Raw genomic sequence first — 15028 nt, forward strand, 5'->3', positions numbered from 1 at the left:
CCCCCGCGCCCCCCGGCACCGCACGCCCCGGCGGCCTCCCCCGCACCTCCACCGCCGAGACCCTCGCCGTCCTCCAGGCCGCCGTCCTCGGCAACGCCGCCGTCTGGATCGGCTACGTCAACGCCGACGGCGCCGCCAGCCAGCGCGTCATCGCCCCCGTCCGCGTCGAGGGCGGCTACGTCACCGCGTACGACCACACCGCCGACGAGGTCCGCACCTACCCCCTCCACCGCATCACCGGCGCCGCCGAACTCGCCGACGACCCCGCCTGACCCCCCGGCGCCCCGGCCCGCGCCACGCTTGAACCTCACACCGTGTCAGCCCTTGGACTGGACGACGTCATGTTCACCCCCTACAGGGTGCTTCGGCCTCTCAGACCGAAAGAGCCGGAAGCGTTGTCAGTGCCTTCTCGTATGTTGATCGCATGTCGACAGCGCAGCCCGCGGTGGGGCTCGGGAACGCCCGATACACCTACCGGTTACGCGTGTCATCGACCGCACTCGCCTCGCTGCTGGGCGAGTGGGACCGGTGCCGGTGGATCTGGAACGAGTGCGTGGGCCGATCGAAAAAGGCCCACACCGATGGCGAGAAGTGTGGCCCGGCCCGCCTGGACAAGATGCTGACCCAGGCTCGTGCCAGAACCGCTTGGCTGCGAGGAGGCAGCTCGGTGCCGCAGCAACAGATCATCAGAGACTTCGCCAAGTCTCGTGCCAAGGCCATGAAGGACATCAAGGCCCGGCTGCCGCAGCGGCAGCGTGCGGGGATGCCGAAACACAAGAAGAAGCGGGCCGCCGACCCGAGCCTGAACTACAACCGGAACGGCTTCAGGATCAAGGATGGGCGTCTGCATCTCGCGGGCAGCATCATTGTGACCGTAATTTGGTCACGGAAACTGCCCGCCGTTCCGTCGTCCGTCCGCGTCTACCGCGACAGCCTGGGCCACTGGTACGCCTCGTTCGTCGTCTCGACGACCATTGAGGCGTTGCCCGCCACCGGGCGGTTCATCGGCATCGACTGGGGCGTCAGGGAAACCGCGACCACGACATCCGACGCTCATGACCTTCCCTACGCTGAGCACGGGGCAAGGGCGGCCAAGCGCCTCGCGCATTACCAGAGGATGATGGCCCGCCGCCGGGCTCCGAAGGGAAAGGCTCAGTCCAAGGGATACCGGCGGGCCCAGAAGCAGGCCGCGAAGCTGCATAAGAAGGCGGCCCGGCAGCGGCAGGACACCGGCCGCAAGTGGGCCAAGTCTGTGGCTCGTGACCACGATGTTCTCGCGGTGGAGGACTTCCGACCGAAGTTCCTCGCCAAGTCCACCATGGCGAAGAGGGCCGCTGACGCCGCCATCGGTGCCACCAAGGCCGCGTTGGTCGAGATGGGCCGCAAGCACGGGCGTGACGTCCGCCTGGTACATCCCGCGCACACCACGATGGACTGCGCGCAGTGCGGAGCGAGAGCCAAGCACGCACTGCCGCTGGGTGAGCGCACCTACACCTGCACCGCGTGCGGAGCCTCCACTCCGAGGGACAAGAACTCCGCCCGCATGATGCTCGTCCGGGCTGGTCTCAACCCGGCTGGTGTTGATGGCGGAAGTCCTGACGGAACGCTGTTCCCTCAGGCTGCCTGAGCCAGGAATCCTCCGCCTGCAGGCGGAGGAGGATTCAACATCGGAGAGTTCGCCGAACCCCCGCCTCGTACTCCCGTACCGCGATGCGCGCCAGCTTCGTCAGCATCATCCCGTTGCGCACCGCGACCAGGTAGTCCACGGGGAGCCCGTGCATCCGCGTGCCCGGGCCCCGCAGCGGGTGCCAGTCCAGGAGGAACAGCGTGTTGTCCCCCCACGGCTCCAGCCGCATGGCGATACGGGCGGCCCCGAACGGGTCGGCCTTCGCCTCCAGCTCCAGCCGCCGGGGCGGCTCGCAGACGCGGACGACGCAGCTGTCGTCCAGCACCGCGGGACCGACGCCGACGCGGACCCGCAGCCGGGCGCCCACCGCGGGCCAGTGCGGGTCGGCGTCGAGTACCTGCCGGGTGCCGGTGACCCACTCGCCGTAGCGGTAGCCGTCGCTCAGCAGGTCCCAGACCTTCTCGGGCGGGGTCAGGATCAGTCGGCGGCTGCGTGCCACGGAGAACCTCCCGGTCAGTTCTGGAGAAGTCATCGGCGGTCGTTCTTCGTAATCTGAGGTGCGTACCCGGCCAGACCCCAGAAAGGTACTGCGATGGCGGACGCGAAGAAGGCAGCCACGGCCGAGGCGGGCGAGTCCTACGAGGGCTTCACCGAGCAGGAGATCGCGGCCATGAAGGACCGCGCCAAGGAGATCAAGAAGTCCAAGGGGGGCAAGGCCGACCCGGTCGCGGACCTGCTGGCGAAGATCGCCGAGATGCCGGAGTCCGACCGGGCCGTCGCCGGGCGGCTCCACACCCTCATCACCCAGGCGGCCCCCGAGCTGTCGCCGCGGCTGTGGTACGGGATGCCCGCTTACGCCAAAGGAGCGAAGAACGGCAAGGGCGGGAAGATCGTCTGCTTCGTGCAGGCCGCGGACAAGTTCAAGTCGCGGTACCTGACCCTCGGCTTCGACGAGGCCGCCCACCTCGACGAGGGCACCATGTGGCCGACGGCCTTCGCCATCACCGAGCTGACACCGGCCCACGAGCAGAAGGTCACCGAGCTGGTGAAGAAGGCGATGAGCTGATACGCACGCCCGCACGGGGCCGCCGGGGAGCCCGCCCGGCACCCGCCGGGCACGGGCGGCCGCCGGCCCGTCGGACCGCCGGCGGCCGACGTCCGCCGCCGGCGGTCGCGGCACCGCCATGACCAGGACCGGGGCACCGGGCCGCAATCCCGCACGGGCGGCGACCAGACCCGTCGAATCACTCTCATCTCCGTAACCGCACCACTACCCTGATACGGCACCGCAGGGGTGGAGGGGGTGCGGATGGGGCTTTTCCGCGAACATGAGGCCTTTTTGTCCGGGCTCGGCCCTGCCGACCAGACGGCTCTCCTCGCGCTGGGCTCCACCCGCTCGTACGCACCGCACGAGAGGCTCCTCACCGAGGGTGAGCGCAGCACCCATCTCCTCGTGATCCTCGACGGCTGGTGCACCGTCTGGCTCGACACCGAGCGCGGCGGCCGGCTGATCCTCGGCCTGCGCACGGACGGCGAGCTGATCGGCGAGATGGCCGCGCTGGACGGCGGCCGGCGCAGCGCGTCGGTCAGCACCCTGGGGCCGGTGACGGGCCTCGTCGTCCCGGCCGACCGGTTCCGCGGGTTCCTCTCGGCCCGTCCGCACGCCACCGCCCTCGTGCTCGGCCAGCTGGCCGAGCGGCTGCGCAGCTCCGACCGGGAGCGCCGGGCGCTGGCCTCCCTGACCGTGCTGCAGCGGCTGTCGGGAAAGCTCGTCGAACTGGCGGACCACGCGGGTCAGGTCCAGGGCGGCTCCGTGACCATCTCCCTGCCCATGCCGCAGCACGAGCTGGCCGCCGCGGTGGGCTCGACGCGGGACGCCGTCGCCAAGGCGCTGCGGCTGTTACGCGACCGCGGCCTGGTCCGCACGGGGCCGAACACGCTGACCGTCGCCAGCCTCGGCCCGCTGCGGCTGCTGGCGGGCGCGGACCTGTGAAGGGGAGGGCGCGGACGAGCGTGGGCGGTCAACGGGCGCCGGCGGCCGCGGCGACGCGCGTTCCGGACGGCGGTGCGACCGCCGCTGTGTAAAGGAATACAGCGGAGCCCGGCCCCGACCAGCACTGTGAGACCAGAGCCGCCGGAACCGACAAGGGAGCAGGGGATGGACCCCGAATCGACGTACAGGTTCACCATCAGTCTGGATGCCCAGGGATCCAGCCGTGTCCCGGACCCGGAGAAGCCCACCATGCGCCGGCACATATACGAGGTGTCCGGGCGCGCGTTCACGCAGGCGCGCATCGACGACGCGCAGCTGAGCCGGGAGGACCGCGGCGACGGCATCCTCGCCATCCTGGAGACGAGCGTGCCCCCGGTCAGGATCGTCGGGGAGTGGGTCGAGTACCTGCACGAGGAGTTGCGCGCGGTGAACGGCGGGCTCAGGCATCCGCTGCGGCTGCGCGCGGGCATCACCATCGGGCCCGTCACCCGGGACCGGCACGGGTGGTCGGGCAGCGCCGTCGAACTCGCCTGCCGCATCGGCGACTCCGGTACGGCGAAGGAGCTGCTCGCCGCCGCGCCGGACCGGTCCTGCCTGGCCGTGGTCGCGTCCGACACGCTCTACGACGACGTGGTGCGGCGCGGCGGGCGCTGGGTGGAGCCCGAGCGGTACCGGCGCTACGTCCTCGACCTCAAGGAGGGCCCGCAGCCCGCGTGGATCCAGGTGCTCGGGCTTGAGCGGCCGCCCGCGCTGCCGCAGCAGCAGCCGGCGGACGAACCCGTGACCGGCGAGCTGCTGCCGCCCGAGACCGCCGCACCGGCGCGGCCCCGCCCCGCCGCGGAGCCGCAGAGCCCGACGCACGTCACCACGAACACGATCCACAACCACGGCAACGGCAGGGTCGTCTCCGACGTCGAACACATCGAGCACCTGGACATGCGGGGCCCCGCGGACGGTGGCCGGTGAGCGCCGACAACGCGCCCGCGCCCGACCGCGAGGCGGCGGGCCCCGACCGGGGCGGCGCCCGCGAACCCGGGGGCGCCGCCGACGACGGCGCCGGCCCCCGGCCCGACGACCGGCTCTTCGGCGCCGCCGGCGCCCGGGACGCCGGTGCCGGGGATGACGACCCCGCGGAGTCGTGGGCCGCCGCGTCGCGGACGTACCGCGAGGCCCGCTCCACGTTCAACCTGCACGACTCCAGCGGCTACGTGTCGACCGGCAGCATCGGCACCTTCAGCATCCACGTGGGACCGCCGGCCCGGGTGCTCGCCGGCCCGGTGGCCGCGGAGGAGCTGACCACGCTCCGCGACACCCTGCACGAGCCGCCCGGCTACGCCGAGTTCAAGAGCCGGCTGCGGGCGGACCGGCTGATCGTCCTGCTCGGCCGCTCCGGCACCGGCCGGATGTTCACCGCGCTGTCCCTCCTCGACGACCTGTCCCGCGGCAGCGTGGCCCGCCTCGACCCGGCGACCGACCTGAAGGAGCTGGAGGCCGAACACCTCACCGCCGGGCGCGGCTTCGCCCTGGAGCCCGACACCTTCCCCGGCGAGCTGGAACTCGACCGGCTGCGCGGCATCCTGGAGCACCGCGAGGCGTACGGAGTGCTGCTCGCCGTCCCGGAGGACGGCCACGCGCCGGCCGCAGTGGGCCGCTACCGGCTCACGTTCCGTCCGGCCGGCGCCGACGAGGTCCTGGACAGCCAGCTCCGGTACGCCCTCGCCGACCGGCCCGACCTCGTCGAGGAGGCGCGCGGGCTGGCCCGGTCCGAGGACGTCACGACCGCGCTGGGCCTCGGCGAGCTGCTGCCCGCCGAGGCGACGCGGCTCGCCGGGCTGCTGGCCCGCCGCGTCACCGGCGACCTCCCGCAGGAGGAGCTGCTCGACGAGTGCCGGGACTTCGCGCTGCGCCAGGCGGCCGTCTGGTTCGCGAACGGCGAGCGGGCCGAGGAGCTGCCGCGGCTGCGCGACTCCGCCCTCCGCGTCTCGCTCGCCGTGCTCGGCCACGCGTCCGTCAGCGCCGTGATCGAGGCGGCCGAGCTGCTCACGTGGGAGTTCGCCGTGACCACGGACCCCGACAACGCCCCGGGCCGGCCGCTCTTCAGCCAGGACCTCGACGCCCGCCTCGTCGCCGCACGGGCCGTCACGGAAGCCGGCACCGAGGCCCTCGGCGACGAGGACGTCCCGGTAGGCACCGTCCGCTTCGCCGGCGAACGCCTCGCGCCCGCGGTCCTGGAGCACCTGTGGCAGTACCGGCACAACGTCCGCGGGCCCGTGCTGCGCTGGCTGAGTTCGCTGTGCGACGACCCGCGCGCCCAGGTGTGGGTGCGCGCCGCCCTCGCCGCCGGCGCCCTGTGCCGCTTCGACTGCTCGCACACGGTCCAGCACATCCTGCAGCCCATGGCCGCCGCGTCGCAGGCCCGCAGGCGGCTGTTCGCCGCGACCGCCCTCGACCTGGCGCTCACCGACCCGCACGTGGGGCCGGCCGTCGCGGCGCTGGTACGGCGCTGGGCCATGGAGGGCTCCGCCGGGCTCCGCCGCACCGCCGCCGTCGTCCTCGGCCGCGGCCGGGCCGCCGAGTCCGTCGCCCGGGCGCTCGACCTGCTCGGCACGGTGGGCACCTGGCAGGAGGGCGAGGCCCGGGTGGACGCCGCGCAGAACATCGTGCAGCTGATGGGCTCGACGGTGGCGCCGCTGCCCATGCGGCGGGTGCGCGGCTGGCTGGGCGACGCCCGCCCCGAATACCAGAACCTGGGCCTGCAGAGCACGCTGTTCCTCGCCGGGACCAGGGTCGACGAGGTGTGGAACCCGGCCCCCGAGATCGCGCATCTCGGGGAGGTCCCCCTGCTCGTCGCGCTGGCGGAGGCCCGGCCCGAGCACGCGTCCGGGCTGGCGGGGCTGCTGTGGACCGCCCTGAACACCGCGCGCTCGTACGAGTCGGCCCTGGAGACGGTGGAGGACTGGTTCACCCGCTCCGCGGGCAGGCCGTGGGCCGCGGCTCTGCTGCGCCTCCTGCGCCACTTGCTGCACACCGAGGACGACAAGAAGCGACTGCTGTCGCTCATCCACGAGTTGACGCAGGACCCCTACCAGCCGTTGGCACAGGACCACGCCCGCCTCCTGCGGCGCGCGGTCCAGGGAGAAGGCACAAGGTGACGTCGAACTACAGACCCCCGGCACCCAACCCGGACATTCAGCTGCCGCACCCGCTGCTGGGCCCCTTCATCAGGGAGTTCAGCCCCATGAAGGGATACAAGCACCGCGGTGCGCAGGTGGCCTCCGTGCTGTTCTACAAGAACGGCGGCCACAGCATCGTGACGGTGCGCGGGGCGCACCACGTCGACAAGCCGCTCGTCGGCAAGCCGACCTCCGTCTGCCTGATCGCCCGCGGCAGGCACCAGGTCTCGTTCCGGGTGGAACTGCCCTCCTACCAGGACCAGGCCGAGTTCGTCGCCGAGGCCGACGTCAACTGGGAGGTCCAGGACTTCTATCTCGCCGCGGAGAAGCGGGTCGTGGACGTCGCGAGGATGCTGCGCCCCGAGCTGCTCGCCCGGCTGCGCGGGATCTCGCGCCAGTACGGCCTGGACCGGGCCCAGGCGGCGGACGAGGCGATACAGACGGAGCTGGCCAACGGCCGCTGGAACGACTTCGGGGCGGGTCTTGGCCTGGTGACGCAGGTGTACGTCCGCATCGACCTGGGCGCGGCCGCGCAGAAGTACTTCGGCGCGCTGGTCGACGTGTCGCACACCTCCGAGGTCACCATGGCGCGGGACAAGGCCGAGCAGAAGCGCACCCAGGCGAACATCGAGCACGCGCGCCAGCTGATCAGCGCCGGCGAGTCGGAGCAGTACGCGTTCCTCATGGCCCAGGACCCCTCGCGGGCCGTGGGCGTCCTGCAGCAGATCCAGCAGCTGGCCAAGGAGCAGCGGACCGGGGCGCTGGACTATCTGGGGCGGCTCATCGACGCCGGCGTGGTGCAGCGTCACCAGGTGGAGGACCAGGTGCAGCGGCTGATCGACTTCGGCCGCAGCGTGGCGGGCGGGGTGCTCGGCGAGAGCGGCCTGCCGGAGCCGCCCACGTCCCTGCCCCTTCCGCCGCCGGCGCCCGAGGCGCCCGAGCCGCACGACGGGCCGGCGGAACCCGCGGACGCCGGGGTCGAGGACGGCGCGCGCGTCATCCCCGCCGACGTCCCGCCGATGCCGGCCGCTCCCCCGCCGCCGCCCGGGGTCCGGGACGACACGCGATGACCCGCGGGAGCGCCGGACAGCGGGTGCCGGACGCGGCGCTGTACATAGCGGAACGGCTGGTGGCCGCGACGCGCGAGGACCTCGCGCGGGCGGACACCAAGGCGTCCATCCTGCTGTCCGGCGCCCTGGCGCTGCCCGTGTTCGTCGGCAGCCGGACGCCGAAGCGGAGCCTGGACGAGGACGCCCTGCTCTGGGCCGGGGCGGGCGGCGTCTGGCTCCTCGGCGTCGCGCTGCTGATCGGGACGGTGCTGCCCAGGACCCGGACCCGGCGTACGACGACGGGGGTGACGTACTACGCCGACGCCCTGCACGGCGCGGAGCTGGCGCAGCTGGTGTGTCTCGTGTCGCGGGCGGGCGAGGCGCCGACGGAGTGGCTGCTCACGCAGTTCCGCGACCTGAGCGGAATCCTGGCACGCAAGTACCGGTCCATCCGCTGGGGCATCTGCTGCATCGTCGCGGGCCTCACGCTCGCCGCCGCCGCGTCCCTGCACACCGGGTGACACGGGTGACACGGGCGCGAGGGGCCCCGGCCGCCGCCGCCGGCTGCTCGCCGCGCTGCCGTGCCGCATGCCGCACCGAGGTAGACTTTCCTGTTTCCCGAGTTTCCGATCCGGGCGCGACAGGGTCCGGCAGTGGGAGGAGGTCCGGCATGTCCTGCCTGATCGTGCAGTCGGACAAGACGCTCCTGCTGGAAGTGGACCACGAGCTGGCGGAGGAGTGCCGGCGCGCCATCGCGCCCTTCGCCGAGTTGGAGCGCGCCCCGGAGCACATCCACACCTACCGCGTCACGCCGCTGGGCCTGTGGAACGCGCGGGCCGCCGGGCACGACGCGGAGCAGGTCGTGGACGCGCTCGTGACGTACTCGCGCTATCCCGTGCCGCACGCGCTGCTCGTGGACGTCGCCGAGACCATGGCGCGGTACGGACGGCTGACGCTCACCAAGGACCCGGCGCACGGCCTGGTGCTCTCCACCAGCGACCGGCCGGTGCTGGAGGAGATCCTGCGCTCCAAGCGGATCCAGCCGCTGGTCGGGGCGCGGCTCGGCGACGACACCGTCGCCGTGCACCCGTCGGAGCGCGGGCAGATCAAGCAGGCGCTGCTGAAGCTCGGCTGGCCCGCCGAGGACCTCGCGGGGTACGTGGACGGGGAGGCGCACCCGATCGCGCTGGTGGAGGACGGCTGGGGGCTGCGGCCGTACCAGAAACAGGCCGTCGAGGGCTTCTGGCACGGCGGCTCCGGGGTCGTCGTGCTGCCGTGCGGGGCGGGCAAGACGCTCGTCGGCGCCGGCGCGATGGCCGAGGCGAAGGCGACGACGCTGATCCTCGTGACGAACACGGTCGCGGCCCGGCAGTGGAAGAGCGAGCTGCTGCGCCGGACGTCGCTGACCGAGCAGGAGGTCGGCGAGTACAGCGGCGCCCGCAAGGAGATCCGCCCGGTCACCATCGCCACGTACCAGGTGCTGACGACGCGCCGCAAAGGCGTCTACCCGCACCTGGAGCTGTTCGACTCCCGCGACTGGGGGCTCATCGTCTACGACGAGGTGCACCTGCTGCCGGCGCCCGTCTTCAAGTTCACCGCCGACCTCCAGGCGCGCCGCCGGCTCGGGCTGACGGCCACGCTGGTGCGGGAGGACGGCCGCGAGTCCGACGTGTTCTCGCTCATCGGGCCCAAGCGCTTCGACGCCCCGTGGAAGGAGATCGAGGCGCAGGGCTACATCGCGCCCGCGGACTGCGTCGAGGTGCGGGTGAACCTCACGGACGCCGAGCGGCTGGCGTACGCCACGGCGGAGTCGGAGGAGAAGTACCGCTTCTGCGCCACGACCGACACCAAGCGCAGGGTCGCCGAGGCGCTCGTCGCCCGGCACGCGGGCGAGCAGACGCTGGTCATCGGGCAGTACATCGACCAGCTCGACGAGCTGGGCGAGCATCTGGACGCGCCGGTCATCAAGGGCGAGACGACCAACGCCCGCCGGGAGAAGCTGTTCGACGCCTTCCGCAGCGGCGAGATCGGCGTCCTGGTGGTGTCGAAGGTCGCGAACTTCTCGGTCGACCTGCCGGAGGCGACGGTCGCCATCCAGGTCTCCGGCACGTTCGGTTCGCGGCAGGAGGAGGCGCAGCGGCTCGGCCGGGTGCTGCGGCCGAAGGAGGACGGGCACGAGGCCCGGTTCTACTCGCTCGTCGCCCGCGACACCATCGACCAGGACTTCGCCGCGCACCGGCAGCGGTTCCTCGCCGAGCAGGGGTACGCGTACCGGATCACGGACGCGGACGACGTCCTCGCCGGCGACGACGTCTGAGCCCGCCCCGGGACGGGGCGGGGTTCCCGCGGCCCGGCCCCTCCCCCCGCGGTGGGGCCGGGCCGCGGGAAGTCGTCAGGCGTAGAACGCCGGGCGCGGGGCGAGGTTGACGTCCACCACCGCGCCCGTGCGCTGCGCCTCGACGGTGGCCGCGGCGACCGCCGTGGCGGCGTAGCCGTCCCAGGCGCTCGGGCCGGTGGCCGCGCCGTCGGCGACCGAGTCGACCCACGCCTGCACCTCCACGTCGAACGCCTCGGCGAAGCGCCCGCCCCACTCCTGGTCGATCTCCGTGCCGACCCGCCCCGCCGACCGGATCTCGGCGCGCGCCGGGTCGGGGAGCCGGACGAGGCCCGTCTCGCCGACCGTCTCGCACCGGATGTCGTAGCCGTACTGGCAGTTGACGAAGACCTCCAGGTCGATACGGACCCCGCCGGCCGTCTCGAAGAGCATGAACTGCGGGTCCCGCAGGTGCGGGAAGCGGTGGTCGGTGGCGCGCGGCATGATGACCTGCGCCGAGACGATCTCCTCGCCGAGGAGCCAGCGGGCGGCGTCGATCTCGTGCACGGCGGTGTCCTGCGCGGCCATCTCGGTGGTGTACCGCTCACCCTGGGTCCGGTTGCGGTGGGCGCAGTGCATCATCAGCGGCCGGCCGATGCCGCCGCCGGCGATGACGCGCCGCAGCTCCCGGTACCCCGGGTCGAAGCGGCGCATGAACCCGACCTGCACCAGCCGCCGCCCGTGCGCCTCCTCCGCGGCCAGCACGCGCAGCGCGTCGTCGGCGGTGGTGGCGAGCGGCTTCTCGCAGAGCACCGGCTTGCCCGCGGCGACGGCGGCGAGCACGTGCTCGGCGTGGGCGGCGTGCCAGGACGTGACCAGCACGGCGTCCACGTCGTCGGCCGTGATCAGCTCCGGTACGTCCGCCGCGACCCGCGCGCCGCCCGCCGCCGCCGCGGCCTTCTCGGCGAGCGCCGCGTCGATGTCGGCGACGGCGCTGACGCGGGCGCCGCTGATGGTGCGGGTGAGGCGCTCGATGTGCTCGCGGCCGATGGCGCCGGTGCCGACGACTCCGATGCGTACGGTCATGACTGCGTGCTCCTTGTTCAGGCTCGTTCTCAGCGGGGGCGGCGGGTGCCGCTCAGGCCGACGCCGGCCAGGTAGTCGCGGGTACGGACCGCGATCGGCATGGGCACCTCCGGCTCGCACGGCCACAGGTCCTGCTCGACGACCACGAACAGCTCCGCGTCCAGCCCGGACAGCGCCTCCACGACGTCCGCCGGGTCCGGCACGCCCGCGGGCGGCTCGACGGCCACGCCGCGGCTGACGGCCTCGCTGAACGACAGGTTCTCGGCCCGGACCTGCTCGATGATCACCGGGTCCATCTGCTTGATGTGGACGTAGCCGATGCGCTCGGCGTAGCGGCGGATGAGGTCGAGGTTGTCGCCCCCGCCGTACGCGACGTGGCCGGTGTCCAGGCAGAGGTTGGCGTAGCGGGAGTCGGTGGCGTTCAGGAAGCGCTCGATCTCCGGCTGCGTCTGGATGTGGCTGTCGGCGTGCGGGTGGACGACGAGCCGCACGTCGTAGTCGTCCAGGAGGATCCTGCCGAGGCCGTCGGCGGCCTTGCCGAGCGCCGTCCACTGCGCGGCCGTCAGCTCCGGCGGCTCGGTGAAGTCGCCGGTCTTCTCGTCGCGGTACAGCGGCGGGATGAGCACGAGGTGGTGCGCGCCGGCGGCGGCGGTCAGCTCGGCGACGCGGCGGACGGCGGCCAGCGTCTCGTCCCACTCGGCCGGGCGGTGCAGGGCACCGAAGATGGTGCCGCCGGAGACCTGCAGCCCGCGGTCGGCGAGTTCACCGGCGAGGCGCTGCGGGTCGGTGGGCAGGTAGCCGTACGGGCCCAGCTCCAGCCACTTGTAGCCGGTCTCGGCCAGCTCGTCGAGGAAGCGGGTGTACGGGACCTGGTGCTCCTCCTCGGGGAACCACACCCCCCAGGAGCACGGGGCGGAGCCCAGGCACAGATTGTCGGCGGTGGGGCCCGCGGCGGTGCGCGGGGCGGCGGGTGCGCCGGGTGCGTTCGTCGTCATGAGGGTGCGGCCTCTCGGTTCGGGCTCGTAGCGGGCTGCGGGGGCGGCGAAAGGCTCAGTTGGCGGTCGGGAAGGCGAACGCCGCGCCGCGGGCCGCCGGGTTGCCGCCGGCCGGCCAGCGGGTGGTCACGACCTTGGGGCGGGTGTAGAAGCGGACGCCCTCCGGGCCGTGCACGGGGCTGTCGCCGATGAGCGAGTCCTTCCAGCCGCCGAAGGAGTACGCGGCCATCGGCACCGGCACCGGCACGTTGATGCCGACCATCCCGACGTGCACCCCGCGCTGGAAGCGCCGGGCGGCGGCGCCGTCGCCGGTGAACAGGGCGGTGCCGTTGCCGTACGGGTTGGCGTTGATGAGCGCGATCGCCTCGTCCAGGGTGTCGACGCGGACGACGGCGAGCACCGGGCCGAAGATCTCCGTACGGTACGCGTCCATCGCCGCGGTGACGTGGTCCAGCAGCGTCGGGCCGGTGAAGAAGCCCTCCTCGTGCCCCGCGACCTTGAGGTCCCGGCCGTCGACCACGACCGTCGCGCCCTGCGCCGCCGCCGCGGCGACCGCGCCCTCGACGCGCTCCTGCGCGGCGCGGGTGACCAGCGGTCCCATCTCGCTGGCCGGGTCGTCGCCGGGCCCGACGCGCACCGCCCGCGCCTTCCGCCGCAGCACCTCGACCAGCGGCTCGGCCGCGTCCCCGACCGCGACGGCGACGGAGATCGCCATGCAGCGCTCGCCGGCGGAGCCGTAGGCGGCGGCGACGAGCTGGTCGGAGGCGTAGTCGAGGTCCGCGTCCGGCAGGACGACGGCGTGGTTCTTGGCGCCGCCGAGCGCCTGGACGCGCTTGCCGGCGGCGGTGGCGCGCTCGTGCACGTACGTGGCGACGGGGGTGGAGCCGACGAAGGAGACGGCGGAGATGCCGGGGTGGTCGAGGATCGCGTCGACGGCGGTCCTGTCGCCGTGGACGACGTTGAACACGCCGTCGGGCAGCCCGGCGTCCGCGTACAGCTGCGCGATCAGGTTCGACGCGGACGGGTCGCGCTCGCTGGGCTTGAGCACGAAGGTGTTGCCGGTGGCGATCGCGATGGGGTGCATCCACAGCGGCACCATCGCGGGGAAGTTGAACGGGGTGATGCCCGCGCACACCCCGAGCGGCTCGCGGAACGACAGGACGTCGACGCCGCGCGAGTACTGGTCGGAGTAGCCGCCCTTGAGGGCGTCGGCTATCCCGCAGGCGTACTCGACGACCTCCCGGCCGCGGACGATCTCGCCGCGCGCGTCGGAGACGACCTTGCCGTGCTGCGCGGAGACGAGGCGCGCCAGCTCGTCCTCGTGCCGGGCGAGCAGCTCGCGGAAGGCGAACATCACGCGCATCCGCTGGGACAGCGAGCTGTCCCGCCAGCTGTCGTACGCCGTGGCGGCGGCGCTGACGGCGGCGTCGACGTCGGCGGTCTCGGCGAGCAGGACGCGGGCCTGCTCGCGGCCGGTGGCGGGGTCGTAGACGGGGGCGGTGCGGGGCGCGGAAGCCGATGTGGACGCGGCGGCGCCGCCGGCGATCCAGTGCTCGATCGTGTGCATGAGGGTCTCGCTTAACTTGCCGGGGGGGGGGAACAGAAGCTGTCAGAGGTACGGGCGTTGGGCGCGCTTGCCGTCGCGGTACTCCTCGTACGCCCTGCGCGTGGAGTCCAGCTCCGAGACCTCGCTGACGGGCACGTCCCACCACGCGGAGCTCGGCGGGTTGGGCCCGGTCAGGTCGGTGACGACGTGCACCACCGTGGTGCGCTCGGCCTCCTTCGCCCGTACGAAGGCGTCCCGGAACTCCGCGACCGTCGTCGCCCGCAGCACGTCCGCGCCGAGGCTCGCGGCGTTCGCGGCCAAGTCCACCGGCAGCGGCCCGCCGTCGAGTTCGCCGGTGTCGGGGTTGCGGCCGGCGTAGCGGGTGCCGAAGCGCTGCGAGCCGAGCGACTCGGACAGCGCGCCGATGGACGCGAAGCCGCCGTTGTCGACGAGGACGACGACGATCTTCAGACCCTCGGCGACCGCGGTGACGATCTCCTGGGAGAGCATCAGGTACGAGCCGTCGCCGACGAGGACGACGACCTCGCGGTCCGGGGCGGCCATCTTCACGCCGAGCCCGGCGGCGATCTCGTAGCCCATGGTGGAGTAGGCATACTCGACGTGGTACGCCTTCGGGTCCCGGGCCCGCCAGAGCGCCTGGAGGTCGCCGGGCATGGACCCGGCGGCGTTGATGATGGTGATGTCATCGGGGCCGTCGGTCAGGTCGTTGACCGCGCCGAGGATCTCGGTCTGCGCGGGCGGCGGGCCGTGGCCGCGCCCGGGGCGGCAGACGGCGTCGGTGGTGCGCCGCCAGCCGTCGGCGAGTTCGCGTACATGCGCGCGGTAGTCGTCGTCGACCTGCCAGTCGGCCAGCTCGGCGTCGAGCGCTTCGAGGCCCGCGCGGGCGTCGGCGACCAGCGGCTCCGCGGCGTGCTTGACGGCGTCGAGGCGGGCGACGTTGAGGTTGACGAACGCCACGTCGGGGCGGGCGAAGACGGTGCGGCTGGCGGTGGTGAAGTCGCTGTAGCGGGTGCCGACGCCGAGGACCACGTCGGCCTCGGCGGCCAGCGCGTTGGCGGCGGCGGTGCCGGTGGCGCCGAGCGCGCCGACGGCCGCGGGGTGGTCCCAGGGCACGGCGCCCTTGCCGGCGTGGGTGTCGGCGACCGGGATGCCGGTGCGCTGCGCGAACGCCCGCAGCTCCGCCCACGCCTCGGAGTACACCGCGCCGCCGCCGGCGACCAGCAC

14 protein-coding genes are annotated in these 15028 nt (G+C 73.2%); 9 read left to right on the plus strand and 5 right to left on the minus strand.

What is annotated here, in order from left to right; genetic code table 11:
- Window positions 1–272, plus strand: a 272-nt coding sequence (locus tag ABD317_RS23255) for a WYL domain-containing protein (protein ID WP_344291864.1), incomplete at its 5' end; no start/stop codon positions are given.
- Window positions 273–424: 152 nt separating this feature from the next.
- Window positions 425–1627 (plus strand): RNA-guided endonuclease InsQ/TnpB family protein, encoded by a 1203-nt coding sequence (locus tag ABD317_RS23260; protein ID WP_344291866.1) that lies wholly within the window; start codon window positions 425–427, stop codon window positions 1625–1627.
- A gap of 34 nt (window positions 1628–1661) precedes the next feature.
- Here ABD317_RS23260 and ABD317_RS23265 read toward each other — a convergent pair whose 3' ends face one another.
- Window positions 1662–2126, minus strand: a complete 465-nt coding sequence (locus tag ABD317_RS23265; protein WP_344291867.1) for an SRPBCC family protein — start codon at window positions 2124–2126, stop codon at window positions 1662–1664.
- 93 nt (window positions 2127–2219) lie between these two features.
- Between ABD317_RS23265 and ABD317_RS23270 the strand changes: the two genes are divergently transcribed.
- From ABD317_RS23270 to ABD317_RS23300, 7 genes are all read left to right on the plus strand, one after another.
- Complete coding sequence (locus tag ABD317_RS23270) at window positions 2220–2693, plus strand: iron chaperone (protein WP_344291868.1); 474 nt, start codon at window positions 2220–2222, stop codon at window positions 2691–2693.
- A gap of 273 nt (window positions 2694–2966) precedes the next feature.
- Window positions 2967–3620, plus strand: coding sequence for a Crp/Fnr family transcriptional regulator (locus ABD317_RS23275; protein WP_234020083.1), 654 nt, complete (start codon window positions 2967–2969; stop codon window positions 3618–3620).
- Between the two features lie 165 nt (window positions 3621–3785).
- Window positions 3786–4586: a nucleotidyl cyclase domain-containing protein gene (locus ABD317_RS23280; RefSeq protein ID WP_344291869.1), complete on the plus strand. Its 801-nt coding sequence runs from the start codon at window positions 3786–3788 to the stop codon at window positions 4584–4586.
- A complete protein-coding gene (locus ABD317_RS23285) occupies window positions 4583–6772 on the plus strand; it encodes a hypothetical protein (RefSeq protein WP_344291870.1) in 2190 nt (729 codons plus the stop codon). Before ABD317_RS23280 ends, ABD317_RS23285 begins: the two co-directional genes overlap by 4 nt.
- Window positions 6769–7863 (plus strand): hypothetical protein, encoded by a 1095-nt coding sequence (locus tag ABD317_RS23290; protein WP_344291871.1) that lies wholly within the window; start codon window positions 6769–6771, stop codon window positions 7861–7863. The genes ABD317_RS23285 and ABD317_RS23290 overlap by 4 nt, the downstream gene beginning before the upstream one ends.
- Window positions 7860–8363 (plus strand): Pycsar system effector family protein, encoded by a 504-nt coding sequence (locus ABD317_RS23295; RefSeq protein ID WP_344291872.1) that lies wholly within the window; start codon window positions 7860–7862, stop codon window positions 8361–8363. The genes ABD317_RS23290 and ABD317_RS23295 overlap by 4 nt, the downstream gene beginning before the upstream one ends.
- Before the next feature lie 149 nt (window positions 8364–8512).
- Window positions 8513–10159 (plus strand): DNA repair helicase XPB, encoded by a 1647-nt coding sequence (locus tag ABD317_RS23300; protein ID WP_344291873.1) that lies wholly within the window; start codon window positions 8513–8515, stop codon window positions 10157–10159.
- 75 nt (window positions 10160–10234) lie between these two features.
- On the opposite strand, the gene ABD317_RS23305 is transcribed toward ABD317_RS23300, so the two are convergent.
- The 4 genes from ABD317_RS23305 to ABD317_RS23320 all read right to left on the minus strand — a co-directional run.
- Window positions 10235–11242 carry a Gfo/Idh/MocA family protein gene (locus ABD317_RS23305; RefSeq protein WP_344291874.1) on the minus strand — a complete coding sequence of 336 codons (1008 nt, stop codon included), beginning with the start codon at window positions 11240–11242 and terminating at the stop codon, window positions 10235–10237.
- A gap of 29 nt (window positions 11243–11271) precedes the next feature.
- On the minus strand, window positions 11272–12237 hold the full coding sequence (locus ABD317_RS23310; RefSeq protein WP_344291875.1) for a TIM barrel protein: 966 nt from the start codon (window positions 12235–12237) through the stop codon (window positions 11272–11274).
- 55 nt (window positions 12238–12292) lie between these two features.
- Complete coding sequence (locus tag ABD317_RS23315; RefSeq protein WP_344291876.1) at window positions 12293–13804, minus strand: CoA-acylating methylmalonate-semialdehyde dehydrogenase; 1512 nt, start codon at window positions 13802–13804, stop codon at window positions 12293–12295.
- Window positions 13805–13846: 42 nt separating this feature from the next.
- The coding region (locus tag ABD317_RS23320) for a thiamine pyrophosphate-dependent enzyme (protein ID WP_344291877.1) at window positions 13847–15028 on the minus strand (1182 nt) is incomplete at its 5' end.

Origin of the sequence: Streptomyces synnematoformans, from assembly GCF_039531005.1 — a bacterium.
Classification (GTDB): domain Bacteria; phylum Actinomycetota; class Actinomycetes; order Streptomycetales; family Streptomycetaceae; genus Streptomyces; species Streptomyces synnematoformans.